Raw genomic sequence first — 23,345 nt, forward strand, 5'->3', positions numbered from 1 at the left:
TCTCCAGTGATCTCGACCTGGCAGTTACCAGGCGGAACAGTAGGAGCGGCTGCCATAACGGAGCCTTAAAGGAACCGGAAACCGCTTTTAAAGCCGTAATCAGCGACGTTTGCGCTGCTCAGCGGGCTCCAGGACGGGCGCGTGCAGGAGGATGCCGATGCGGGCTCCCCCCAACGGGCTCCGGTCGATGACGAGCTGCCCGTGGACCGTCTCGGCGGCCCGGCGCACGATGTCCAGACCGAGTCCGGTCGAGCCGGCGCCGCTGAATCCGCGGGTCACCGCCTGTTCCGGGTCGGGGATGCCGGGGCCGGCGTCGTCGACGAGCAGGCCGCTGGCCGAGACGCTGACCCGGAACGCGGTGCCGTCCGGGGTGTGCGAGAAGACGTTGCCGAGCAGCGCGTCCACCACCAGGATCACCTCGCCGGCCGGCATCGGCAGCAGAACCTGCTCGTTGCCGCCGACGACCTCCCAGGGCCGCTCCTGGTCCTCGGCGAGCACCGACCAGAACGCCAGCCGGTCGGCGAGCACCTCGACCAGGTCGCACTGCTGAGAGCCGCGCTTCTCGATGCTGCCCAGCCGGGCGCCGGTGATGATCGCCTCGAGCTCCTCGTCGAGCAGGTCACAGGCCTGGCGCATCCGTTCGGCGATCGGGCCGGGCGGCATCGCCTCCACATCGAGACGCAGGCCCGTCAGTGGCGTACGCAATCGGTGGGAGAGGTCGGCGGCCAGCTCGCGCTCGCGGTCCAGCAGGCGCCGCAGGTCGTCGGCCATGGTGTTGAAGGCGCTGGCGGCGTCGCGCAGCTCGCGCGGCCCGGTGGGGGTGATCCGTTCGTTGAGCTCGCCGCCGCCGAGGCGGCGACTCGCCGCCGCGAGCTGGCGGGTGGAGCGGACCAACTGGCTGCCGAGCCGGTCGGCGAGCAGCGTCGAGCCGCCGACCAGGACGATCGCGAGGCCACCGAGGGCGAGCCAGGCGAATCCGACGCCGCGCCGGGTCTCCTCACCCGGCACGAAAACCTCCACCACGACGGTACGGCCGTCGGTGAGCACGGTCGGCTGGAGGTACGCGACACCGCCCTCGGTCTCGGCGGTGGCGGCCCGTCGTTCCTCCGCGGCCCGCAGCACCGTGGTCGTGGTGAGGTGTGACGTCCCGATCGGGGCGGCGCCGGGCAGGTGCAGGGCGAGCCGGCCCTCGCTGCCCGCCGCGGTGCTGGCCACCGCGTTGGTCAGGGTGACCAGGTCACTGTCGACGCCGAGCACGGTGACCATCGAGGTGGCCTGCTGGCGCGCGTCGGAGATGGCGCGGTCGTAGGCGATCTGCCGGGTGGCGACGGCGAGCGGCACGAGGAAGGCGAGCGCCACCATCGAGGTGATGGCCAGGGCCAGGCGGTTGAGCGCCCATCTCATTGCGGATCGACCATCATGACGCCCACTCCCCGGACGGTGTGCAGGTAACGCGGTTTCGCGGCGGTCTCGCCGAGTTTGCGGCGCAGCCAGGAGATGTGGACGTCGATGGTCTGCTCCTCGCCGATCCGCGCCTGCTGCCACACCTGGTTCATCAGCTCGCGCCGGCTGATCACCTGGCCGACCCGTTCGGCAAGATACGCGAGAACGTCGAACTCGCGCCGGGTGAGTTGCAGCGGCTCGCCTCGCAGCTCGACGCGGCGCTGGCGCGGACGGATCACCAGCTCACCCACAGTGATCGCGTTGGGCTGCTGTTCGACGGTGGCGCGGGCCCGGCGCAGCACCGCCGAGATGCGGGCGAGGATGTGGCCGCCGGAGAACGGCTTGGTCACGTAGTCGTCGGCGCCGGCGCTCAGCAGCGCGATGATGTCCGCCTCGGACCGGCGGGCGGTCGCGACGATCACCGGCACGTCGGAGACGGTACGCATCATCCGCAGCGCGTCGGTGCCGTCGATATCGGGCAGTCCGAGGTCGAGAATCACCAGGTCGGGCCGCTCCTGCGTGACGATCTTCAACGCCTGGGCAGCCTGGCCGACCGGGCGCACCACGTGCCCGGCATCGGTCAGCGCCCTGGTCAGAGCGGCCGTGATGATGCGGTCGTCCTCGACCAACAGGATCATCGCCATGGCGATAACCATAGGACCAGGTGCGAGAATGGCCTCGTGCGATCTTCCAGGTGGGTGCCGATAGCCGGGTGGTGTGTGGCCACCGCGACCAGCATCGTGCTCTCCTCGGTGGCGCTGTCGCCGGTTCTCAACGCGGCCCGGGCCGACTCGGGTGAGCTGCCGGACATCGACCAGTTGCCGGCCCGGGCCGCGGTGTCGGAGACGAGCGCTCCGGCGCCGGAGGACACCGCCGGCCCGACCCGCCCGGTGAAGCCTTCCCCGTCACGCAGCCGGCCGTCGTCGGCCGATCCGAAGCCGTCGTCCAAGTCGCCGTCGGCGCCCGCCCCGGGCACGGCGACGACCACCACGCCTCCGGCGACGACCACCGAGAACGGCTGGACCGTCACTACCAGTGACGGGGTGAAGACCTATGTGAAGTCGTTCACCACCGAGGGCGGCGTCGCGGTGATCCGGATGACGAGCAAGGGCACAGTGTCGCTCGTCACTGCCACGCCGGCCGACGGCTATCGGGTGGAGAAGCAGGGGTCGGACGTCAACCTCGCGGTCTACTTCCTCCGCACCGAGAAGGGCTTCATCGTCCACGCTCAATGGTGGAACGACGAGCCCTTCGTCGAGGTGAGTGAAGTCGGATCCTGAAAGTTTCCTGGTAGTTCCTGAGCGCTTGCTGAGAGAAGCGCAAGGGTTTTCCCCGATTCGGTGAAGCCTGTCTATACATAACGTCTCACCTCAAGTCACCCCGGTGTGACCCGCCGTCCGCGGACGGCTGAGGCCCGCCCGCCGATCCCCCGGGCGGGAGAGGAGAAGGCGTGAAATCGCGTACCCCAGTCGTCATCGCTCTGTCCGCCGCGACCGCGGCGGCGTCGGCGATGGTGGCGGTCGTCGGACCGGCGACCGCCCAGACACCGATCCCCACCGACCCCGCCGCTGTCGCGGCGCTCGCGAAGGACTCGGCGGCGGCCCTCATCGCCGATCGTCCCGCGGTGCTGCTGGCCAGCGCCGACGAGGCGTTCGTGCAACGCCCGGTGATCTCGACGGACCACCTGCAGTACGTCCCCTACGAGCGCACCTACAAGGGTCTGCAGGTCGTCGGCGGTGACTTCGTCGTCGTCACCGACCGCGCCGGCCAGACCCAGTACACATCGGTCGCGCAGGACCGGCCGATCGGGCAGCTCTCGGTGACCCCGAAGCTCTCCGCGGCCGAGTCGATCCCCTTCGCCAAGGCCGAGCTCAAGACGGTGAAGAACGTCGAGAGCACCAAGCTGATCGTCCTCAACACCACCGGCACCCCGGCCCTGGCCTGGGAATCGGTCGTCAACGGCACCAGGGTCGACGACCACGGCGACGAGGGCCCGAGCCGTCTCACCGTCGACGTCGACGCCCTCACCGGCAAGGTGCTGCGGACCAAGGACAACATCACCCACGTGAGCGGCACCGGCACCGGCTGGATCACCGGCTCGGTCACCCTGGACACCACGCTGTCGGGGAGCACGTACAGCCTGAAGGACCCGTCGATCGCGAGCCTGACCTGCCAGGACGCGTCGACCAACACGACCTTCAGCGGCACCGACAACGCGTGGGGCAACGGCACCGGCACCAACAAGGAGACCGGCTGCGTCGACGCGTTCTACGCCGCGCAGAAGCAGAAGGCGATGCTGTCCAGCTGGCTCGGCCGGACCGGCTTCACCAGCAGCGGCGGCGCCTGGCCGATCCGGGTGGGCCTGAACGACCAGAACGCCTACTACGACGGCACCCAGGTCCAGATCGGCAAGAACACCGCCGGCCAGTGGATCGCCTCGCTCGACGTGGTGGGTCACGAGATCGGCCACGGCATCGACGACAACACCCCGGGCGGCATCTCCGGCAACGGCACCCAGGAGTTCGTCGGCGACGTCTTCGGCGCGGCCACCGAGGCCTACGCCGCGAACGCCAACGACCCGGCCGACTACCAGGTCGGCGAGGAGGTCAACCTGGTCGGCAGCGGCCCGATCCGGTACATGTACAACCCGTCGCTCGCCGGTGACGACAACTGCTACTCCAGCAGCACCCCGAGCCAGGAGGTGCACGCCGCGGCCGGTCCCGGCAACCACTGGTTCTACCTGCTCGCCGAGGGCACCAACCCGACCAACGGGCAGCCGGCCAGCACCCGGTGCAGCGGCTCGGGCGCCCTCACCGGCGTCGGCATCCAGACCGCGACCAAGATCTTCTACAACGCGATGCTGATGAAGACGTCCAGCTCGTCCTACCTGAAGTACCGCACCTGGACGCTGACCTCGGCGAAGGCCCTGGACAGCACCTGTGGCCTCTTCAACAAGACCAAGGCCGCCTGGGACGCGGTGAGCGTGCCGGCCCAGACCGCCGACCCGACCTGCACCACCACCACGCCGACCTCGTCGCCGACCGCGTCGCCGTCTCCCTCGACGACGACCAACCCGACCGGTTGCACCGGCACCAACGCCACCGACGTGTCGATTCCGGACGCCGGCAGCGCGGTCTACAGCGACATCGTGATCAGCGGCTGCGCCCGCAGCGCGTCGTCCACCTCGACCGTCGCGGTGAACGTGGTCCACACCTACCGCGGTGATGTGAAGCTCGACCTGGTCGCGCCGGACGGCAGCACCTACGCCCTGAAGGCGACGTCCAGCTCCGACAGCACCGACAACATCGTCACCACGTACACCGTCAACCTCTCCAGCGAGGCGGCGAACGGCACCTGGCGCCTGAAGGCCCAGGACGTCTACTCGTCGGACACCGGCTACATCAACACCTGGACGCTCACCGTCTGAACCACCTGATCGTTTTCGGGCCGTTCCCATCGGGGGCGGCCCGAAAACGATCACTTCCACATCACAGTTCTTTCTGCACGGCCGCTGCTGAGACCCGGAGGACCTAAGGTTCCTCCTACATGTACGGACAGGAGGCTCTCCGGTGACCTACCACTCCTTCCGCGTGTACCCCGGCAGGCCGACCGGCGTCCTGGCCGATGTGTGGGGCCGATCGGCCGTACGCGATGTGCTCCTGACCCTCGGCGCGGCCGGCGCCGTCGGACTGGCCGCGCAGATCGCCATCCCGGTCCCCGGCTCGCCCGTGCCGATCACCGGGCAGACCTTCGCCGTCCTGCTCGCCGGTGCGACGCTCGGCGCCACGCGGGGCGCCGCAGGCATGCTGATCTACGTGGTGGCCGGCTCTCTCGGTGTGCCGTGGTTCGCCGCCGGCGCCTCCGGCTGGCCCTCGGCGACCGCCGGTTACCTGGTCGGTTTCGTGGTCGCGGCCGCGCTGTCCGGTCAGCTCGCCGCCCTCGGCGCCGATCGCCGCCCGTCGCACACGATCGGGCTGATGGCCGCCGGCAACGCCCTCATCTACCTGGTCGGGGTGCCGTGGCTGGCCTTCTCGACGGGCATCGACATGACCGCCGCGGTCGGTACGGGCCTGCTGCCCTACCTGATCGGCGATGTGCTGAAAACGCTCCTCGCCGCCGCGCTGCTGCCCGCCACCTGGCTGCTGATCCACCGGCGTGTGGACCACAACGACCGTTATTGATCACCCTCGGCCCACGGGTCGGTGATCTCCCGGAGCCGCTCCAGCGCGTCCCGGAGCGCAGCCGTCCGCCGTGCGCCCAGATGCGCGGCCCACTCCGCCTCCACCTCGGCGACCACGCCGGCCGCGACCTCTCCGGCCGCCCGGCCGCGCTCGGCGATGCGCACCAGCCGGGCCCGCGCGTCGGTGGGATCCGGCGCCCGCTCCACATAGCCGGCCCGCTCCAGCTGGTCCACCAGGAAGCCCGCCGTCTGCTTGGTGACCTGGGCCTGCTCGGCCAGCTCACCGAGGCGTGTGCCGTCCGGCCCGATCCGCTGGAAGATCCGCGCCTGAGCCGCCGTGATCGCGAACCCGGCGGCGGCGACGGCGTCGAGCACCCGTCTCTCCATCGCGCGGTGGGCGACGAACATCAGCAGACCAGTGTTGAGCGCCATGTGCACACCTCGGAGTGAAAGTCAGATCCTCTGACTATATCCGTCAGAGAATCTGACTATGAACCGAGACGAATCCTGGGGTGTCATCGCCGATCAGCGTCGCGCGGTGGCCGATCTGCTCGCCGGCCTGACCGCTGCGGAATGGGAGCTTCCGTCGCTCTGCGCCGGCTGGCGGGTGCGTGACGTCGCCGCGCACCTCGCGCTGGCGCCGCAACCGCCCGGCCCGCTCACGATGGCCGCCGCGGCGGTCCGGGCCGGTGGCCGGTTCCACCGGCTCAACCACGACATGGCGGTACGGCACGCGGCCCGCCCACCCGCTGATCTCGTCGACGAGCTGCAGCGGCACGCCGGCTCCCGGCGGCTGCCCGCGGTGACGAACTACCGCAACATCCTCTTCGACGTGCTGGTGCACGCCCAGGACATCGCGATCCCGCTACGCCGGCCGCTGGTCATGCCGGTCCGGGCGGCGGCGGCCGGCGCGACCCGGGTGTGGACGATGGGGTGGCCGTTCTGGGCTCGACGCCGGCTGCCGGCGGTGCGCCTCGCCGCCACCGACACGGACTGGTCGGCGGGCGCGGGCGACGAGGTCCGCGGCCCGATCGCGGCGCTGCTCCTGCTGCTGACCGGACGCCACGCGGCGCTGCCCGGCCTGGCCGGCCCCGGCGTCGCGCGCCTCAGTGACCTCAGAAGCCATCCGGAGCAGCCGTGACCGGCCGGCTCCGGCGTCGCGCGGCTGAGGGGGCTCAGAAGCCGTCCGGAGCGGCCGTGACCAGGCCGGTCTCGTAGGCGACGACGACGAGCTGGGCCCGGTCCCGCGCGTTGAGCTTGGTGAGCAGGCGGCCGACGTGGGATTTGACGGTGGCCGGGCTGAGGCTCAGGTGGGCGGCGATGTCCGCGTTGGACAGCCCGCGCGCGATCAGCATCAGAGTCTCGCGCTCGCGGTCGGTGATCCCGTCGAGCCGCCGGTGAAAGGCGCGGGACGGGCGGGGCTGAGCACCGAAGGCGGCGATCAGCCGTCGCGTGACACTGGGTGCCAGAAGCGCCTCCCCGTCGGCGACCACCCGGATCGCGGTCACCAGATCGGCCGCCGTGGTGTCCTTGAGCAGGAAGCCGCTGGCGCCCGCACGCAGCGCGCCATAGATGTACTCGTCCAGGTCGAAGGTGGTGAGGATCAGCACCCGGGTGCCGCTCGTCCGCCGGCAGATCTCCGCGGTGGCGTCGATGCCGGTCATGTCGGGCATGCTGATGTCCATCAGGACCACGTGCGGACGCCGGGCCAGCGCCAGCTCGACAGTCTCGCGGCCGGTGCCGGCCTCACCGACCACGACGAAGCCGGGCGTGGTGTCCAGCAGGATCCGGAAGCTGTCCCGGAGCAGCGCCTGATCCTCGGCGATGAGCACCCGGATCGGATCGGTCACGGCCGGCCACCCCCACCCGATGCGGAGTACGGGATACGCGCCGTCACCGCGAACCCGCCGTCCACCCCCGGCCCGGCCTCCAGACTGCCGCCGTACGCGAGGACCCGCTCCCGCATTCCTCGCAGCCCGTGGCCGCCGCCGCCGCCCGACGCGACGGCGCCGAGGCCGTCGTCGGCCACCCGGACCGTGACGGCCTCCGCACCGGCCTCGACCTCGACCGTGCAGCTGGTGGCCCGCGCGTGCCGGACGACGTTGGTCAGGGCCTCCTGGACGATCCGGTACACGACGAGACGGATCCCGGCGGGTGTCGTGGCGTCGTCGGCCAGGGTCGTCTCCACCCGGACGCCGGCCTGCTCGGTACGGCGTACCAGCGTCAGCAGGTCCGGCGTGACGGGCTCCGGCTCGGCGCGGAGCAGGCCCACGGCGCGGCGCATCTCGACCAGTGCCTCCCGGCCGGCCGTCTCGATGACCTCCAGGGCGGCCTGGCCCTCCTCGGGCCGAACGGCGGCGACGTGACGGGCGACGCTGGCCTTCATCGCGATCATGCTGAGACTGTGCGCCACGATGTCGTGCATGTCGCGGGCGATGCGCAGCCGTTCCTCGGTCACCGCGGCGGCCGTCCGCACCTCGAAGACCTGCTCGGCGAGGTGCGCGCGGTGCCGGACGAGCCACCCGGCCAGCCAGGGAACCGTGACCGCCGACAGGAGGGCCGGCGCTGCCGACGGCCACAGCAGCCCGAGCCCGCCGGCGCCGGCGAGCCCCGCGGCCAGAACCGGAACCGCCCGCGACAGCGGGCGGCCCGCGGCCGTCGCGTACTGGGTGAGCGCCACCGCGGCACACGGGCCGAGCGCGGCGTAGGCGGGGATCACGCCGGTGGCGAGGACGGCCCCGGAGGCGGCCAGGGCGACCAGCGCGGCGGGCAGTGTCCATCGTCGACGGACCGCGGCCGGGGCGGCGACGAGGCACACCAGCACCCACTGCCACCAGGCCGGATCCGCCGACTCCTGCGCCGCGAGGGCACACGCCGCCAGAACGGCGACGGCCAGCGCCGCATCGACAGCCTTCCCCCGCGTCCCGATCACGCGGCCAGGCTACCCAGGCCCGCCGTGGTTGCCATCGGCCTCGGGTAGCTCATCCTCGGGTAGCAGTCGCACACCCCGGCTCCGCCCGGGGACGCAGCCGCGGATCGGTGCCGTGCTCCGATGTGCCGGATCCGGGGCGTCGGCAGAGTGGCGGGCATGCTCATCGACAACCGGACATCCGTCTTCCCGGGTCCCTGGCTGGGCGGTGCGTCCCTGATCGCCGGGCCGCTGCTCCTGCTGGCCGGCACCCTGCTGCGACTCGGCGTCCCGTTCTTCTTCCCGCACCAGCTCGCCGCCTACCAGCGCCAGCCCGCCCTGATCGGCACCGCGTACGCGCTGTTCCTGGCCGGCACGATTGCCCTGTGGCCGGGCGTCGTCACCGTCGCCGCGCGGATCGGCGTGACCCGGCCGGCCTGGGCTCGCTGGGGTGGCGGCCTGGTGCTGCTCGGTCTGTTCGCCCGCACCTTCCACCACGGTGTCGACACGTTCGCCTTCGCTCTGGCCGACAACGCCGGGCCGGCGGCTGCCACCCGGGCTGTCGGCGACTACTACCGGCATCCGGAGTGGGTGGTGTCCAGCCTCACCACCGCCGTCATGCTCGGCTGGATCGTCCTCGCGGCCGGGTGCCTGCTCTCCGGCGTCCTGCGCCCGGCGCCCGCGGTGGCGCTGGCTCTGGCGTCCGGCCTGATGATCGGCGTGCTGAAGGGAAGCACCTGGGCGTCGGTCGTGCAGGTCGCCGGGCTCGTGGTGGCGTTCGTCCCGCTCGGTGTCGCCCAGCTGCGCGGCGTCGAGCGGCCGTCCCGGCGCGCTGTCGTCCGTACCGTTCCGCTGCTCGTGCTCTTCGTGATGGTCTCCGTGGTGCTGGGGCAGCTCGGCTGACGACCGCCCGGGAAACCCACAGGCTGTGCACACAGCCTGTGGATAACTCGAACACCTGTGCGAATCCGGTCAGCGGATCACGCGGGGCAGTCCGATCCGGGTACGGACGCCGGGCGACGAGTGCACCAGCGGGGCGCCGTGCGGTTGCGGCAGCCCGGCGGCCGTGGTCAGGTCCTGCTCCAGCTCCAGCACCTCGGCCCGGTGCAGCACCCAGGCCGGGTGGAACACGTCGACGCTGACCAGCCGGCCGGCCACCACGGTGTAGAGCCGGTACTGGGTGGTCAGGTAGTGGTCGATCGGCCCCAGCTCGTGCTCCGGGAACCGCTCGCCGGAGCGGACCCGCAGCCGGTAACCGGCGCCACGGGGCTCGGCGAACCGGCTGCCCCGGTACTCGGTGAGGTCGCCGTGCACGCGCATCCCCATCCGGGACCAGCGGTACGGCAGGTTGAGCCCGGCCCGGGCGACCGCCACCGCGGGCAGCCGGGCCGCGTCGAGCGAGAAGAAGAAGATCCCGGCGCCGCCGTCCGGACCACGAACGTACGTCCGCAGGTTGGTCTCCGGAAAGGTGGACAGCCACGGCACCGGCGGGAGCCAGGGCGGGCGCACCTCGTCCATCAGGAACGGGAGCATGCCCACCCAGACCCGGTCGTCGTCGGTGTCCGGCGTGAGGCCGGCCGGAAGCAGGGGGCGCACGTCGTCGACCGGATAACGCCAGTGCAGGAACGTCATCCGCCGCCACTGCTGGATCATCATGGCGGTACGGACCTCCGCCATCGGGGGCGCGAGCATGCCCCCATGTTAGATGTCCAGGCTGCCCTCGATCCGCTTCAGCTGGTGACGGGCCAGGGCCAGGTTCGCCCGGTCCTTGTTCAGCGCCAGGTAGAGGAAGAGGCCCTGCCCGGAGCGCCCGGTCAGCGGCCGGATCAGGTGGTATTGCGAGTCCAGCGTGATCAGGATGTCCTCGATCTTCTCGTGCAGGCTGAGCATCTCCATCGTGCGCAGCTTCGCCCGGACCACCTCGGTGTTGGCGGCCGCCGCGACCTGCAGATCGAACTCCCGCCCGCCGCCGGCGATGCCCAGCGCCATACCGCTGGAGCGGTCGACGAGCGCGACGCCGATGGCGCCGTCGATCTGCATCGCGTCCTTGAGGGCTACGTCCATGTCCGGCATATCGGGTCCTCCACTCGGTCCGGGTCTGCGCCGAGCGTGTACGACACCGGCCGGAATCGGTCGCACACGATGTCCGCCTGCGGTCCGCGGGGTCGTGGGTTGATATCCGGTGTCAGCGATCAGTTGCAGATTTCTGCAACTACGAAACCGCACATCACTTCAGGGGTACGCCGTAACCGAACCCGAGACTGCGCGGTTGGAGACCGGTGGAGCTGGATTCTCGGCGGAGGGGACGGAACGTGTCAGTGCCGCTGTACCAGGCGAAGGCCGAGATGTTCCGGACGCTCGGCCATCCGGTCCGGATCCGGGTGCTGGAACTGCTCCAGGACGGCCCGCAGCCGGTCCGTGACCTGCTCGCCGAGATCGATGTGGAGGCGTCGAACCTGTCCCAGCAGCTCGCCGTCCTGCGCCGGGCCGGCATCGTCACCTCGTTCCGGGACGGGGCGCTCGTCATGTACGCGCTGAGCACCCCGGACGTCGCCGATCTCCTCGCCGCGGGCCGCCGCATCCTCGGGGCCGTCCTCACCGACCGGGACGGGCTGCTGGTGGAACTGCGTGCCCAGGGCAAACGCCGCTGAGCGAGCCGGTCACCGATGCCGGCGGAGCAGCGCGATGAGGGCCAGCACCGAGATCGGGCGCCTTTCGCCGTACCCCCGTGCGGGTTTGATCTCGGCCGGCGCAGCCGTGAGGATCTCGCCGGGCGGCGCGGCCGGGAGCGGGAGCATCGCCTCGGCCGCGTCCCGCACCGCCCGCAGCCGCGTCGCGAAGACCGCCATCGAGTCGATCGCCGGAACCGGCGTCAGCACCTCGTCGAGGAGCGCGGTCAGGCCCGGCCAGGCGGCGACGATCCGGTCGTCGGGCTCGCCGCGCCCCGGCCAGGAGACGCCGGTGAGCATGCGGAAGAGCAGCGCGGCCAGGTCGGTGACGTCACCGCTCGCGGTCGGCGCGGGCGGGCCGGACGGTCGCGGCGTGCTGAAGTCGGTGATCATCGGGATGCCGGACGCGCTGACGATCACGTGCTCGGCCCGGATCCGGCCGTGCACCATCGGTGGGCGCAGCGCATGCGCCCAGGCCAGCGCATCGGCAAGGGTGATCGTCAGCCGCAGGGCGTCGGCGGGGCCCGGTGGATCGTTGCGCAGGACGTCGGTCAGCAGGGCGCCCTCGACCCGGTCCAGCGACAGCCAGGGACGGCCGGTCGCGGTGATCCCACCGGCCCGGACCGGCACGATCGACGCGTTACACGCCAGACCCACCCAAGCGGCGACATGTGTGGCGAATGCGGCCTCATCGGCCCGGCCGGAGACGAACCTGTGGAACAGACGCAGCGTGGCCCATCGGCCGGCCCGCTCGTCCCATGCCTGGTAGACGTCAGCGTCAGCGCCGGTACGCACCCGCTCGAGACGGGTGAAGCCGGTCGGGGTGTCGATCCCCGCCACGTATCGCCTCCCCTCGCCCCCTACGCAGTGTGACACGGCGTAGGCCGGTTCGCGGGCGCCGTTGACCGCGAACCGGCGGTCATACGCGATCGAACAGGCGGCGGGCGCCCGCGATGGCGTCGTCGATGGGAGCGGCGTCCGGATACCAGCGGGCCTCGTGCTCCAGCACCACCGGGCCGGTGAAGCCCGCCGCCCGGGCCAGGGTCAGCACCTCGGCGTTGGGCACGGCGCCCGCCCCGGGCACCAGGGGACGCCGGCCGGCCGGACTCGCCACGTCCTTGACCTGCACCTCGGCCAGCCACGGGCCGAGTTCGACGGCGGTCCGGACCGGGGACTCACCGGCCCGCCACGGGTGCAGGGCATCCCACACCGCGCCGGTCTCGGCGTGGGAGGCGCCGGACAGTTCGAGCAGCCGGCGCACGTCGGCGCCGCGCAGGAACGCGTCGTGCGTCTCCACGAGCAGGCGGACCCCGCTGCCCTTGGCCGCCACCACGGCGTCGGCGAGGGCGGCGGCCGCCGGACCCAGCAGCGGCGCCGGATCGCCGTCACCGCCGGGCATCAGACGCAGGGCCGGGGCGCCCAGGTCGTACGCCAGATCGAGGTGCTCACCGAGACCGGCCGCACCCTCGGTGAGCCGCACATACGTCGCCAGGCCGACGAGCCGGAGACCGTCGAGCGCCGCCCGTGCCGCCCGTCGCCCGGCACGGCTCAGGCCGGTGTGCACCGGCTCGTCATCGGCGCAGCGCAACTCCACGCCGCCGACCCCGTGGCGGCGCAGCATCCGGGCCACCCGGTCCAGCGGAAGACCGGGACAGCCCAGTGTGGAGACGCCGAGGAACATCAGAGGCCCGGACAGCCCGCGAGGGTGTCGGCCAGGATCTCCGGTCCCGGACGCCGCCAGAGCTCCTCGTTCATCACCTCGACCTCGATCGGGCCGGTGTAGCCGGCCTTCTCCACCGCGGCGTGGAAGGCCGCGAAGTCGACACACCCGTCGCCGGGCAGGCCACGGCCGGTGAGCACGCCCGCCGGCAGCGGGGTGATCCAGTCGGCGAGCTGGTAGATCGCGATCCGCTCGCCGGCCGCCTCGATCTTCGGCAGCACCGTGTCGTCCCACCACAGGTGGTAGGTGTCGACGGTCACACCGACCTGGCCGACCGGGTGCTGCTCGGCGATCGCCATGGCCTGGTCCCAGGTGTTGATGACGCAACGATCGGCGGCGTACATCGGGTGCAGCGGCTCGATCGCCAGGGTGACCCCGGCGGCGGCCGCGTGCGGGACCAGCTGCGCGATCGCGTCGGCGACGTGGGCCCTGGCGCCGGCGATGTCCCTGGAACCCTCCGGCAGCCCGCCGGAGACCAGGACCAGCGTTTTTGTTTGCAGTTCGAATGCTTCGTCGATGGCCCGGCGGTTGTCGTCGAACCAGCCGTCGAGCTGGAAGAACCCGCTCCGGCAGAGGGTCGTCACGGTGAGGCCGGCGTCGCGGACCAGAGCCGCGGAGCGCTCCAGGCCGTACTCGGCGACCGGCTCACGCCACAGGGCGACCTTGTCCACACCGGCGTCGACCAGGCCCTTGACCAGCTCGGTCAGCTCCCAGTGCTTGGCGGTGATCTGGTTGAAGGAGAAGCGGCTCATCCGGCCATCACCTCCAGGAATCGGTTGGCCCGGTGGGCCGCCAGGTCCGGGTCGGTGAGCAGGCCCGCGGCGGCGGCCAGCTCGATCAGCTCGGCGAAGTGCGGCACCGAGCGGCCCGACTGCAGGCCGCCGACCATGGTGAAGTGGTCCTGGTGGCCGTTGAGCCAGGCGAGGAAGACGATGCCGGTCTTGTAGTAGAACGTCGGCTTCTTGAAGATGTGCCGGGAGAGCGGGACGGTGGGGGCGAAGATCCGGTCGTACTCGTCCAGGTCACCACGGTCCAGGGCGGCGAACGCGGCCGCCGCGGCCGGGGCGATCGCCGCGAAGATGCCGAGCAGCGCGTCGGAGTAACCCTGCTCGTCGCCACGGATGAGCTGCGGGTAGTTGAAGTCGTCGCCGGTGTAGAGGCGCACCCCGGCGGGCAGCCGCCGGCGCAGGCCGACCTCGTGGTCCGCGTCGAGCAGCGAGATCTTGATGCCGTCGACCTTCGCCGGGTTGCTGTTGATCAGCTCCAGCACGGTCTCGGTGGCCTTGTCCACATCGGACGAGCCCCAGTATCCCTCCAGCGCCGGGTCGAACGCGGTGCCCAGCCAATGCAGGACCACCGGCTGGTCCGACTCGTCCAGCAGCTCACGGTAGATGCCGAGGTAGTCGTCGGCGTCCCGGGCCGTGGCCGCGAGGTGCCGGCTGCACATCAGCACCGGCGCCGCGCCCGCGGTGAGCACGTCGGCGAGCTGCTCGGAGTAGGCCCGGCGGACCTGGTCGAGGGTGACCTGACCGGGCGCGAGCTGATCGGTGGCCACCCCGGCCACGATCCGGCCACCACCCTCGGCCGCGCTCCGGCGGATCAGCTCCTTGGTGGCGGCGTAGTCCAGGCCCATGCCGCGCTGGGCGGTGTCCATCGCCTCGGCCACGCCCAAGCCGTGCGACCACAGGTGGTGGCGGAAGGCGAGGGTCCGCTCCCAGTCGAGAGCCGCGGGCGCGCCCGGGGAGTTGTCAGCGAGCGGATCGGCCACGACGTGCGCGGCGGCGTACGCGACACGGCCGGCCGGGGCGCCCGCCGGCCTGGCCCACTCGGTCGCGGTGAGGGTCAGCTTCCGGCCGTCCGGCAGGTTGACGGTGCTCATAGCTCGATCCGCCGGCCCTCACGCGCCGACTGCAGACCGGCCTCGGCCAGCCGCACGCCGCGGGCGCCGGAGCGGAAGTCCCAGTGGAACGTCTCGCCCGCCACGACGTGCCGCAGGAACGCCTCCCACTGGACTTTGAAGCCGTTGTCGAACTCCTCGTTGTCCGGCACCTCGGTCCACTGGTCGCGGAACGACTTGCCGGTGAGCGGCAGGTCCGGGTTCCACACCGGCTTGGGAGTGGTCGCCCGATGCTGGATCCGGCAGCCGCGCAGCCCGGCCACGGCGCTGCCCTCGGTGCCGTCGACCTGGAACTCGACCAGCTCGTCCCGGTTGACCCGGACCGTCCACGACGAGTTGAGCTGGGCGACGATGCCGCCCTCCAGCTCGAAGATCGCGTAGGCGGCGTCGTCGGCGTCGGCCACATACTCCTCGCCGCGCTCGTCGACCCGCTTGGTGATGTGCGTGGCGGTGGTCGTCTGGACCGCACGGACGTTGCCGAACAGCTCCTCGAGCACGTAGTTCCAGTGCGGGAACATGTCCATCACGATGCCACCGCCGTCGGCGAGCCGGTAGTTCCAGCTCGGGCGCTGCGCGACCTGCCAGTCACCCTCGAACACCCAGTAGCCGAACTCGCCGCGCACCGACAGGATCCGGCCGAAGAAGCCGCCGTCGATGAGCCGCTTGAGTTTGCGCAGGCCCGGCAGGAACAGCTTGTCCTGGACGACGCCGTTGCGGACGCCGGCGGCCTCAGCCAGCTCGGCCAGCTCCAGCGACGCCACCGAGCTCTCGGCCAGCGGCTTCTCGGTGTAGACGTGCTTGCCGGCGCTGATCGCCTGACGGATCGCCTTCTCCCGCTGGGCGGTCACCTGGGCGTCGAAGTAGATCTCCACGTCCGGGCGGGCGAGCGCCGCGTCCAGGTCGGTGGTCCACTCGGTGAGGCCGTGCTGCGCCGCGATGGCGGCCAGTTTGTCGGGGTCACGGCCGACCAGGATCGGCTCCGGCCAGATGTGGCCACCCCCGGCGAGCGGCACGCCGCCCTGCTCACGGATGGCGAGAAGGGAACGGACCAGGTGCTGGCGGTAGCCCATCCGGCCGGTGACACCATTGACGACGATGCCGATCGATCTACGCGCTGCCATACGGTATCCCTCCGGAATTTACTAGGAAAGCGCTTTCCTGCTGCTGGCAGCGTAGGCGTCTTCCGCTCTCGGGACAAGGCCCAGTTGATCTCGGGAGGCGGTCAGGCCTGCCAGGAGCGCCGGAGACGTGTCCACCATGTGGACGGTGCGGCCGGCTCGCTGGCCGCTGCGGGCGCCGGCTCGGGCTCCGGGTCCCGGAGCCAGGCCAGGAGGCAGGGGCGGCAGATGTCCGGGGCGTTCCACTCGGCGAAGAGGTCCGGGGCGGGCGGCGATTCGGGGTACGGCCCATCGGTCTCCTCGCTCCAGTGCATGCCGGGCGGCGGGAACCGAAGACCGCTCCGCTCACCGTCCGGCCGTGCGCCGCAGACCGCCGGAGGACGCGCCCAGCGGCACAGGTGCCGGACCCCGGCGCCGTCCCGGATCAGGTCGTAGTCCTCCTGCAGCGCGTACCGGTAGAAGCCGGAGAGCGGGCCGACGAGCACCGCGCCGCTCGGGCTGTACAGCGCGTGCCACACGTCGTCGTCGGGCTGCCGAGTCACCGTGACCAGCACGAGTTCACCGACAGGGGAGAGCGGGGCGTCCCGGTCGTACGGCAGCGGCTCGCCCACCGCCGTGTCGCGGTAGCACTCGTTGCCACTCGGCAGGGTCTCGCCGACCCGGCACACCTCCGGGTACAGCGGGTGGTACGTCGACTCGACCACGGTGCTGTACTCCGCGTACCGCTCGGTGCCGTCGGGGAATCGGATCGTCGCCAGCCACCTACCCACGCGCATCACCCTCCACGCCGGATCATCGCCGGTCGCCGCAACCACGTTCCGCCGACACACCGACCCTGCGGTGATCGGCATCACATCAGCCTCGGTGCAACCAAGCCATCGCCCCGGACCACAAGGTTGCGCACCTGAGGGACGTCCCCCGCGTCCTCATCCCCAGGGAAGGGAACACCATGGAAAGCGCACCGAAGAAGAGCAGCCGTAAGCGGAAGGTGATCGTCGCGGCCGGCATGGCCGCCGTCGTGGCCGGCATGGGCGGTCTCGCGTCGGTCTCCTTCGCGGACGCCGACACCGCCACGGCGGCCGGTTTCAGCGACACCTTCGAGGACGGCGACACCGCGGGCTGGAGCAGGTCCGGCGGCGCCTGGTCGGTCGTCGCCGACGGCGGCAAGGTCCTCGAGCAGGGCAAGACCGGTGCGACACTGGCCCGGCAGTTCGCCGGATCGGCCGACTGGACCGACTACACCGTCACCGCGAAGGTGAAGCCGCTCGCCGTCGCCTCCGGTGGCTACGCCGCCCTCGTTGCGCGCTCCACCAGCGCGACCAGTTTCTACCGGCTGGCCCTGACCGGCGCGAACAAAGTACGGCTGGAGTCGGTGAAGTCCGGCAACGTGACCGTCCTCGGCGAGGCCGCACTGACCGTCACTCCCGGCACCGTCTACACCCTGGGCCTCACCGCCAGCGGTAACACGCTGACCGGCTCGGTGAACGGCGCGTCGATCCTGTCCGGCACGGCTTCGGCGTCCGGCAGCGGGCGGATCGGCCTGCAGACCTACGACGCGACGGCGCGGTTCGACGACGTGACCGTCACTACGGGGGCCGCTACCAGTAGCAGCTCCTCCGCCACACCCGCACCCGCCACTCCCTCCGAGCCGGGGCCGGTCGGCTTCGGCGCCGGGACCACGGGAGGCGCCGGCGGCGCCACCGTCAAGATCACCTCGCTGGACCAACTGATCGCGGAGGCCGCCTCGGACGGCCCGAAGATCCTGCAGCTCTCCACGATCCTCACCGGCAGCGGCACCGACCAGGTCGTCGTCGCCTCGGACAAGACGATCGTGGGCGTCGGCGCGAACGCCGGCCTGACCGGCGCGGGCATCTACATCAAGAAGGCCAGCAACGTCATCGTCCGGAACCTGAAGATCTCGTTCGCGCAGGCGCCGGTCGACCTGATCGCCGCGCAGAAGTCCGACCACATCTGGATCGACCACAACGAGCTGTTCAACGACACCAGCCACGACAAGGACTTCTACGACGGCATGGTCGACCTGACCCACGCCACCGACCTGGTCACGGTCTCCTGGAACTACCTGCACGACCACTCGAAGGGCTCGCTGCTCGGCCACAGCGACGACAACGCCGCCGAGGACACCGGCAAGCTGCACGTCACGTACGCCCACAACTGGTTCGACAACGTCGCCTCCCGGCTGCCGCGCCTCCGGTTCGGCACCGTGCACCTCTTCAACAACCTGTTCAGCAACGCCAAGACGAGCGGCATCCACTGCCTCATGGAGTCGCAGTGCCTGGTCGAGAACAACGTGTTCGTCGACGTGAAGCTGCCGGTGTGGACGACCGAGGACTCCGACCTCGACGGCTTCGCGGTGATCTCCGGCAACGACTTCGGCGGCGAGGCGCCGGTGATCACCCGGACCGGCACGTTCACCAAGGCGCCCTACGCGGTGACCCTGGACGCCACCGCGACGGTCACGGCCAAGGTCAAGGCGGGCGCCGGAACCGGCAAGATCTAGAGCTCGGCCAGGAGTCGCGCGCCTGCCTCGGCGACGTCGTCGGCGGTCCACTCCAGAGCGTGCCCGGCTATCGTGACCTCGGTCACCGCATAGCCGGGCACGTCCGCGTCCTGCCAGCCACCCGCGAACCAGACGCCGTCCCGCTCGGCCATCGCGAGGACGGCCGCGCCGAGCGCGGACGCCGGAAACGGCAGCCAGAGACGGAACTGATGGGTGTGCGGCGGCTGCGGGTAGACCTTGGCTCCCGGCAAAAGCGACAAAGCCTCAGCGATGGTACGGGCGTGGCGCACATACCGGGGAAGCCGCGGCAACTCCCGGTCGAGCCCGGCCAGCGCGATGAGCACGGCCGGCCACTGCTGGAAGATCGTCCCGCCGTACCGGTGACGCCACGCCCGGGCATAGTCGCCGAGGTCCGCCGTCCCGGCGAGCACCGCCCCGCTGATCCCGTCGAGCGACTTGTAGAACGACACGTAGACGCTGTCCGCCAGCGCCGTCACCTCGTGCAGCGAGCGGCCCAGATGCGGCGTCGACTCCCAGATCCGGGCGCCGTCGAAGTGCACCCGCGCCCCGATCGCCCGGGACGCCTTCGCCACCGCCACCAGCTCGTCCCACGACGGCAGGACGAACCCGGCATCCCGCATCGGCAGCTCGATCACGACCGTGCTCACCGGCTCGCCCAGCCGCGCGATCTCAGCCGCCGTCGGATTGCGCCGCTCGATCGTGGACCGCACCCCGCGCAGGCCGGTGAGCTCGGCGTACGCGTGACGCTCATGCACCTCCTGGTGGCCGAGCGGATGCAGGGCGGCCGCCGGGATCCCGGTCCGGTCGGCGCCGTACCGCAACGCCACCTGCTGAGCCATCGTGCCGGTCGGGAAGAACACGGCGGCCTGCGTGCCGAGCAGCCCCGCCACCCGCTCCTCCAGCGCCTCGACCGGCCCGTCACCGTAGAAGTCCGGCCATCCGTCCAGGTCACCGCCCGCCTCCAGATCGGCGAGCCGGTCCCGCATCGTCTTCGGGCGGACACCGGACAGGATCCGGTCACAGTCGCGCATCGCGTTGAGCCGCCGCAGCCTCTCGTCGGACATCTGCGGATGATCCCATGATCGTCAATTCTTGTCGGACCCTGTCGCTACTGTGCGCGCCATGCGGAGTTTCGAGTTCGTCGAGGGCAGCTCGGCCAAGTTCTGGGAGATCTCCCGCGAGGGCGGCGAGGTGACGGTCCGGTTCGGCCGGGTCGGCACCCAGGGGCAGGTCAGCGTCAAGACGCTGGCCGACGAGGCGGCCGCGGCGGCGCACGAGACCAAACAGATCAACGACAAACTCCGCAAGGGGTACGTGGAGACGACCGCCGCCTCGTCTCCCCCTGTGGTGGCCGTCCCATCAGCCCCATCCGTCTCTGCCGCCCCGGCGTCCTCCTCCGCCGTTTCCTACTCCGCCGCTTCCGTCTCGGGCGCCGCCTCCGCCTCGGGCGCCGCTGAGGATGTGTTCGTTTTTCCGTCGGCGTGGCTGCGGCATCGGTCTCCACGCCGGGGTGGAGACCGGGTCGGATCGTTCGCCCCCGGGCCCAAGGCACGGGGCGTCGTCGAGGCGAAGGTGGCCGACGCCCGCGGCCATGTCGACGCCATCCTCGACGCGCCGACGACCGCCGAGTCCACCGCCCACGCCGCCAGGCAGTGGCTGAGCGGCTCCCCGGAGGCGTCGCCACTGGGTGCGGCCGCCGTCGCCGCCGCCGCGTATTCGTACCGGTGGGCCGGCGATGAGTGGGCCAACCCGTTCGCCGACGTGTGGATCGCCGAGCGCGGCCTGGTCTTCGCGGCCGAGGCAGCGGTCACATTCATGGCGCTGACCGTGATCGACGACAACAACCCACCCGCCGCCGGCAACTGGTCCAACGGCACCCCGGGCGTCCGCCATCTGCGCCCCGGCGAGACCCGCCAGGGGTGGTATGCGGATCCCGCGATCCAGGCGCTGCTCCGGGTCCGGCAGGCGCTCGCGGCCGCTCCCGAGGACGACTACGCCGCGGTCCTGACCGTGCTGTCCGGTTACCGGGAGGCGATCCTGTTCGCCCGCGCGGCGGTGTCCGTGCTGGCGCCGGAGCGGCGTGACTGGTTCGAGCAGGACCGGGCGGAGGCGGTCCGGTTGTCCGACGCCTACCTGTCGGCGCTGCTGCTCACCGCGGCGGCGACCCCGGCCGACGTGCGGGAGCTCTTCCCGGTGGCCGACGACACCATCATGACGAACGCGATCGCCCTGCTCGCCACGCTCGTCGACGGGACCGGTGCGGCCGCGGCGCCGGCGCTGTTCCACTGGCTCGACGAGGCGGTGGAGGCCGAGACCCGTAAACGTCTGCTGTCGGCGCTGACCGTCCTGCCCGCCGACGAGGTGACCGCCGGCCTGATCGAGCGGGCCGACGCCAAATACGTCACCCCCGCCCTGATCGCGCACGGCGACCGGTTCCCCGCCCGGACACTGCGGCTGCTCGCCGATGTCTCCGCCCGCCGCGGCATCTCCGGTCTGCTCCGCGCCCACGTGCTGAAACACCGCGACCTGGCCGCGCAGATCGTCACACGGCTCGCCCCGGAGGCCGCCGCCCGGGTTCGGGAGATCCTCGACGACACCACGGCGATCGCCCCCGCGCCGCTCTCCGCCGTGCCACCGGTGCTCGCCGACCCACCGTGGACGCGGCCGATTCAGCGCGCCAAACCGATCATCATCACCGGCCTGGCCTGCGACGACCAGCCGACGATGGCCTGGGAGGCGGGTGAGCGTGAGCGATGGGCCGCGCTGACGGCCCGCCGCTACGCCGGTGACCGGACCCGGGACCCGGCGATCCCGCACAACGTCGTGATCCCCGGCCACCTGTCCCTGCGCGAGGCGGTCGGCTTCCTCTTCGACCTACCCGACGATCTGGCCCGCAAAGCCCTGGCCGAGTGGCGTCCCGACGAGGCCTGGGCGGCCGAGAGCTATCTGCGGCCGGTGGCGGCCCGCTTCGAGACCGACGCGCTGCCGATGTTCCTGGCCCTCGGCAGGAGTGCTCCCGGCGAAACCGGCCTGCTGTTCCGCCCGTTCGCGGCACCGCAGGTCGCGGCCCTGATGGCGGACTGGTTCACCCGGCTCAAGACGGTCCGCGAGGAGGCGCTCGACTGGCTGCGCCGGCATCCGGCCGCGGCGGCCCGGGCGCTGATCCCACCAGCGCTCGGCAAGGCCGGCGTGGCACGGCGTCAGGCCGAGACGGCGCTGCTCGCGCTCCGCGACAACGGGCACGCCGACACGGTCCGCGAGGCCGCCCGGGGATATGGTCCGGACGCCGCGGCCGCCGTCGAGGTGCTGCTCGCCACCGACCCGGCGGCGCTCGTCCCGGTGAAGATCCCGCCGATCCCGGCCTGGGCGACACCCGAGGCGCTCGGCCCGGTGATCCTGCGCGACCGGGCCGGGTCGCTTCCGCCCGCGCCGGCCGCCGCCCTGATCACCATGCTGGCGATGTCCCGGCTGGAGACGCCGCATGCCGGCCTGGCCGAGGTGCGGGCCGCGTGCGAGCCGGGCAGTCTCGCCGGGTTCGCGTGGAGCCTCTTCGAGCAGTGGCGGGCGGCCGGCTCCGCGTCGAAGGACAATTGGACTCTCGACGCGCTCGGCCTGCTCGGTGACGACGACACGGTCCGCCGGCTGTCGCCGCTGATCCTCGCCTGGCCGGGTGAGGGCGGCCACCAGAGGGCGATCACCGGGCTGCACGTGCTGGCCCGGATCGGCAGCGACGTGGCCCTCATGCACCTGCACACCATCGCCCAGCGCGCCAAGTTCAGCGCCCTCAAGCACGCGGCGCAGCAGATGATGCAGTCGGTGGCGGAGGGGCTCGGGCTGACCTCCGAGCAGCTCGCCGACCGTCTGGTCCCCGACTTCGGGCTCGACGCGGACGGCAGCCTGCGCCTCGACTACGGTCCACGGCAGTTCGTGGTCGGTTTCGACGAGCAGCTCCGGCCGTACGTCACCGATACCGCCGGCAAGACCCTCAAGACACTGCCGAAACCGGGCGTACGTGACGACGCGCTCCTGGCGCCGGCCGCGTACCAGAGGTTCACCGGCCTGAAGAAGGACGTCCGCACGATCGCCGCCGACCAGGTCCGCCGGCTGGAACGGGCGATGGTGACCAATCGGCGCTGGTCCGGGGCCGAGTTCCGGCAGTTGTTCGCCGGTCACCCGCTGCTGTGGCACATCGTGCGACGTCTGGTCTGGGCCACCTTCACCGCCGACGGCACACCGGCCGGGGCGTTCCGGATCGCCGAGGACCGCACCCTGTCCACGGTGGACGACGAGGAGACCACGCTCGCCGACGACGCCGTGGTCGGGGTGGCGCACCCGCTGCACCTGGGCGCCGACGTGGCGGCGTGGGGCGAGGTGTTCGCCGACTACGAGATCCTGCAGCCGTTCCCGCAGCTCGGCCGCCCGGTGTTCACCCTCGCCGAGGCGGAGGTGAGCGGCAGCCGCCTGACCCGTTTCGAGGGCACGAAGGTCCCCGCGACGAAACTGCTCGGCATGGAGCGGCGAGGCTGGCAGCGCGAATCCCCCCAGGACGCGGGCGTCCAGAGCCGCCTGGAGTTCCCGGTGCCCGACGGCCTGCAGATCATCGTCGACTTCGAGCCCGGCATCGCCATCGGCGGCATCGACTACTTCCCCGAGCAACACCTCAGAGCCATCTGGTTGCAGGACGCCTCCCGGAGCCGCTGGGCCCGCGGCGACAAGGGCCACGTAACCCTGAAACACCTGGACCCGGTGACCATCTCCGAGCTACTACGCGACCTGACCGACCTGACCACCTGACCGCCCCTGCCACCAGCCGGCCGGCCGCTGTCCGCCAGGCGGTCGCCTGGGCACCGCGCTTCGCTCTCCGGTTT

General features: G+C 71.5%; 22 protein-coding genes. 8 read left to right on the forward strand and 14 right to left on the reverse strand.

Going from position 1 to position 23,345, the window contains the following annotated elements; genetic code table 11:
• Positions 1 to 99: 99 nt before the first annotated feature.
• Together BM290_RS44190 and BM290_RS44195 are read right to left on the reverse strand one after the other, a co-directional pair.
• Positions 100 to 1,404, reverse strand: a complete 1,305-nt coding sequence (locus tag BM290_RS44190) for a sensor histidine kinase (protein WP_093622000.1) — start codon at positions 1,402 to 1,404, stop codon at positions 100 to 102.
• Positions 1,401 to 2,087, reverse strand: coding sequence for a response regulator transcription factor (locus BM290_RS44195; RefSeq protein WP_093622001.1), 687 nt, complete (start codon positions 2,085 to 2,087; stop codon positions 1,401 to 1,403). Before BM290_RS44195 ends, BM290_RS44190 begins: the two co-directional genes overlap by 4 nt.
• A 36-nt stretch (positions 2,088 to 2,123) precedes the next feature.
• On the opposite strand from BM290_RS44195, the gene BM290_RS44200 reads away from it, so the two are divergent.
• The 3 genes from BM290_RS44200 (at position 2,124) to BM290_RS44210 (ending at position 5,624) form a co-directional block, all read left to right on the forward strand.
• Positions 2,124 to 2,723 carry a DNA mismatch repair protein MutL gene (locus BM290_RS44200; RefSeq protein ID WP_143134180.1) on the forward strand — a complete coding sequence of 200 codons (600 nt, stop codon included), beginning with the start codon at positions 2,124 to 2,126 and terminating at the stop codon, positions 2,721 to 2,723.
• A gap of 170 nt (positions 2,724 to 2,893) precedes the next feature.
• Positions 2,894 to 4,870 (forward strand): M4 family metallopeptidase, encoded by a 1,977-nt coding sequence (locus BM290_RS44205; RefSeq protein ID WP_093622003.1) that lies wholly within the window; start codon positions 2,894 to 2,896, stop codon positions 4,868 to 4,870.
• A gap of 142 nt (positions 4,871 to 5,012) precedes the next feature.
• Positions 5,013 to 5,624 (forward strand): biotin transporter BioY, encoded by a 612-nt coding sequence (locus BM290_RS44210; RefSeq protein ID WP_239144078.1) that lies wholly within the window; start codon positions 5,013 to 5,015, stop codon positions 5,622 to 5,624.
• On the opposite strand, the gene BM290_RS44215 is transcribed toward BM290_RS44210, so the two are convergent.
• Positions 5,618 to 6,055: a MarR family winged helix-turn-helix transcriptional regulator gene (locus BM290_RS44215; RefSeq protein ID WP_093622004.1), complete on the reverse strand. Its 438-nt coding sequence runs from the start codon at positions 6,053 to 6,055 to the stop codon at positions 5,618 to 5,620. The genes BM290_RS44210 and BM290_RS44215 overlap by 7 nt on opposite strands.
• A gap of 58 nt (positions 6,056 to 6,113) precedes the next feature.
• Here BM290_RS44215 and BM290_RS44220 point away from each other — a divergent pair, with 58 nt between their 5' ends.
• Positions 6,114 to 6,764: a maleylpyruvate isomerase family mycothiol-dependent enzyme gene (locus BM290_RS44220; RefSeq protein ID WP_093622005.1), complete on the forward strand. Its 651-nt coding sequence runs from the start codon at positions 6,114 to 6,116 to the stop codon at positions 6,762 to 6,764.
• Between the two features lie 34 nt (positions 6,765 to 6,798).
• Here BM290_RS44220 and BM290_RS44225 read toward each other — a convergent pair whose 3' ends face one another.
• Entirely contained in the window at positions 6,799 to 7,473 is a 675-nt protein-coding gene (locus tag BM290_RS44225) for a response regulator (RefSeq protein ID WP_093622006.1), read from the reverse strand.
• A complete protein-coding gene (locus BM290_RS44230; RefSeq protein WP_093622007.1) occupies positions 7,470 to 8,555 on the reverse strand; it encodes a sensor histidine kinase in 1,086 nt (361 codons plus the stop codon). The genes BM290_RS44225 and BM290_RS44230 overlap by 4 nt, the downstream gene beginning before the upstream one ends.
• 156 nt (positions 8,556 to 8,711) lie before the next feature.
• Between BM290_RS44230 and BM290_RS44235 the strand changes: the two genes are divergently transcribed.
• A complete protein-coding gene (locus BM290_RS44235; RefSeq protein WP_093622039.1) occupies positions 8,712 to 9,434 on the forward strand; it encodes a hypothetical protein in 723 nt (240 codons plus the stop codon).
• 69 nt (positions 9,435 to 9,503) lie between these two features.
• Here the strand turns inward: BM290_RS44235 and BM290_RS44240 are convergent, their stop codons facing one another.
• The gene (locus BM290_RS44240) at positions 9,504 to 10,223 is read right to left on the reverse strand and encodes a YqjF family protein (RefSeq protein WP_093622008.1); all 720 of its coding nucleotides are present in this window, start codon (positions 10,221 to 10,223) and stop codon (positions 9,504 to 9,506) included.
• 9 nt (positions 10,224 to 10,232) lie between these two features.
• Complete coding sequence (locus tag BM290_RS44245; protein ID WP_093622009.1) at positions 10,233 to 10,604, reverse strand: hypothetical protein; 372 nt, start codon at positions 10,602 to 10,604, stop codon at positions 10,233 to 10,235.
• Between the two features lie 239 nt (positions 10,605 to 10,843).
• Here BM290_RS44245 and BM290_RS44250 point away from each other — a divergent pair, with 239 nt between their 5' ends.
• Positions 10,844 to 11,182: an ArsR/SmtB family transcription factor gene (locus BM290_RS44250; protein ID WP_093622010.1), complete on the forward strand. Its 339-nt coding sequence runs from the start codon at positions 10,844 to 10,846 to the stop codon at positions 11,180 to 11,182.
• Between the two features lie 9 nt (positions 11,183 to 11,191).
• Here BM290_RS44250 and BM290_RS44255 read toward each other — a convergent pair whose 3' ends face one another.
• The 6 genes from BM290_RS44255 to BM290_RS44280 form a co-directional block, all read right to left on the reverse strand.
• Entirely contained in the window at positions 11,192 to 12,040 is an 849-nt protein-coding gene (locus BM290_RS44255; protein ID WP_093622011.1) for a serine/threonine-protein kinase, read from the reverse strand.
• A gap of 79 nt (positions 12,041 to 12,119) precedes the next feature.
• Entirely contained in the window at positions 12,120 to 12,881 is a 762-nt protein-coding gene (locus tag BM290_RS44260; protein ID WP_093622012.1) for a sugar phosphate isomerase/epimerase family protein, read from the reverse strand.
• A complete protein-coding gene (locus BM290_RS44265; RefSeq protein ID WP_093622013.1) occupies positions 12,881 to 13,672 on the reverse strand; it encodes a sugar phosphate isomerase/epimerase family protein in 792 nt (263 codons plus the stop codon). The genes BM290_RS44260 and BM290_RS44265 overlap by 1 nt, the downstream gene beginning before the upstream one ends.
• Complete coding sequence (locus BM290_RS44270) at positions 13,669 to 14,799, reverse strand: dihydrodipicolinate synthase family protein (RefSeq protein WP_093622014.1); 1,131 nt, start codon at positions 14,797 to 14,799, stop codon at positions 13,669 to 13,671. Before BM290_RS44270 ends, BM290_RS44265 begins: the two co-directional genes overlap by 4 nt.
• Positions 14,796 to 15,938: a Gfo/Idh/MocA family protein gene (locus tag BM290_RS44275; protein WP_093622015.1), complete on the reverse strand. Its 1,143-nt coding sequence runs from the start codon at positions 15,936 to 15,938 to the stop codon at positions 14,796 to 14,798. The genes BM290_RS44270 and BM290_RS44275 overlap by 4 nt, the downstream gene beginning before the upstream one ends.
• 101 nt (positions 15,939 to 16,039) lie before the next feature.
• Positions 16,040 to 16,705 (reverse strand): hypothetical protein, encoded by a 666-nt coding sequence (locus tag BM290_RS44280; protein ID WP_143134181.1) that lies wholly within the window; start codon positions 16,703 to 16,705, stop codon positions 16,040 to 16,042.
• Between the two features lie 179 nt (positions 16,706 to 16,884).
• Here BM290_RS44280 and BM290_RS48910 point away from each other — a divergent pair, with 179 nt between their 5' ends.
• Entirely contained in the window at positions 16,885 to 18,456 is a 1,572-nt protein-coding gene (locus BM290_RS48910) for a pectate lyase family protein (RefSeq protein WP_177320160.1), read from the forward strand.
• Here BM290_RS48910 and BM290_RS44290 read toward each other — a convergent pair.
• Positions 18,453 to 19,541, reverse strand: a complete 1,089-nt coding sequence (locus BM290_RS44290; protein WP_093622017.1) for a threonine aldolase family protein — start codon at positions 19,539 to 19,541, stop codon at positions 18,453 to 18,455. The two genes, BM290_RS48910 and BM290_RS44290, sit on opposite strands and share 4 nt — an antisense overlap.
• A gap of 58 nt (positions 19,542 to 19,599) precedes the next feature.
• Here BM290_RS44290 and BM290_RS44295 point away from each other — a divergent pair, with 58 nt between their 5' ends.
• The gene (locus BM290_RS44295; RefSeq protein ID WP_373871148.1) at positions 19,600 to 23,271 is read left to right on the forward strand and encodes a DUF4132 domain-containing protein; all 3,672 of its coding nucleotides are present in this window, start codon (positions 19,600 to 19,602) and stop codon (positions 23,269 to 23,271) included.
• Positions 23,272 to 23,345: the final 74 nt, after the last annotated feature.

Source organism: Actinoplanes philippinensis (assembly GCF_900113015.1).
Classification (GTDB): domain Bacteria; phylum Actinomycetota; class Actinomycetes; order Mycobacteriales; family Micromonosporaceae; genus Actinoplanes; species Actinoplanes philippinensis.

Excerpts from the sequence above, each read along its gene's own strand:
- BM290_RS48910 (WP_177320160.1), top strand. The coding sequence starts at position 16,885 with ATGGAAAGCGCACCGAAGAAGAGCAGCCGTAAGCGGAAGGTGATCGTC.
- BM290_RS44245 (WP_093622009.1), bottom strand. The coding sequence starts at position 10,604 with ATGCCGGACATGGACGTAGCCCTCAAGGACGCGATGCAGATCGACGGC.
- BM290_RS44270 (WP_093622014.1), bottom strand. The coding sequence starts at position 14,799 with ATGAGCACCGTCAACCTGCCGGACGGCCGGAAGCTGACCCTCACCGCG.
- BM290_RS44275 (WP_093622015.1), bottom strand. The coding sequence starts at position 15,938 with ATGGCAGCGCGTAGATCGATCGGCATCGTCGTCAATGGTGTCACCGGC.
- BM290_RS44260 (WP_093622012.1), bottom strand. The coding sequence starts at position 12,881 with ATGTTCCTCGGCGTCTCCACACTGGGCTGTCCCGGTCTTCCGCTGGAC.
- BM290_RS44290 (WP_093622017.1), bottom strand. The coding sequence starts at position 19,541 with ATGTCCGACGAGAGGCTGCGGCGGCTCAACGCGATGCGCGACTGTGAC.
- BM290_RS44265 (WP_093622013.1), bottom strand. The coding sequence starts at position 13,672 with ATGAGCCGCTTCTCCTTCAACCAGATCACCGCCAAGCACTGGGAGCTG.
- BM290_RS44190 (WP_093622000.1), bottom strand. The coding sequence starts at position 1,404 with ATGAGATGGGCGCTCAACCGCCTGGCCCTGGCCATCACCTCGATGGTG.
- BM290_RS44235 (WP_093622039.1), top strand. The coding sequence starts at position 8,712 with ATGCTCATCGACAACCGGACATCCGTCTTCCCGGGTCCCTGGCTGGGC.
- BM290_RS44295 (WP_373871148.1), top strand. The coding sequence starts at position 19,600 with ATGCGGAGTTTCGAGTTCGTCGAGGGCAGCTCGGCCAAGTTCTGGGAG.
- BM290_RS44220 (WP_093622005.1), top strand. The coding sequence starts at position 6,114 with ATGAACCGAGACGAATCCTGGGGTGTCATCGCCGATCAGCGTCGCGCG.
- BM290_RS44195 (WP_093622001.1), bottom strand. The coding sequence starts at position 2,087 with ATGGCGATGATCCTGTTGGTCGAGGACGACCGCATCATCACGGCCGCT.
- BM290_RS44215 (WP_093622004.1), bottom strand. The coding sequence starts at position 6,055 with ATGGCGCTCAACACTGGTCTGCTGATGTTCGTCGCCCACCGCGCGATG.
- BM290_RS44240 (WP_093622008.1), bottom strand. The coding sequence starts at position 10,223 with ATGCTCGCGCCCCCGATGGCGGAGGTCCGTACCGCCATGATGATCCAG.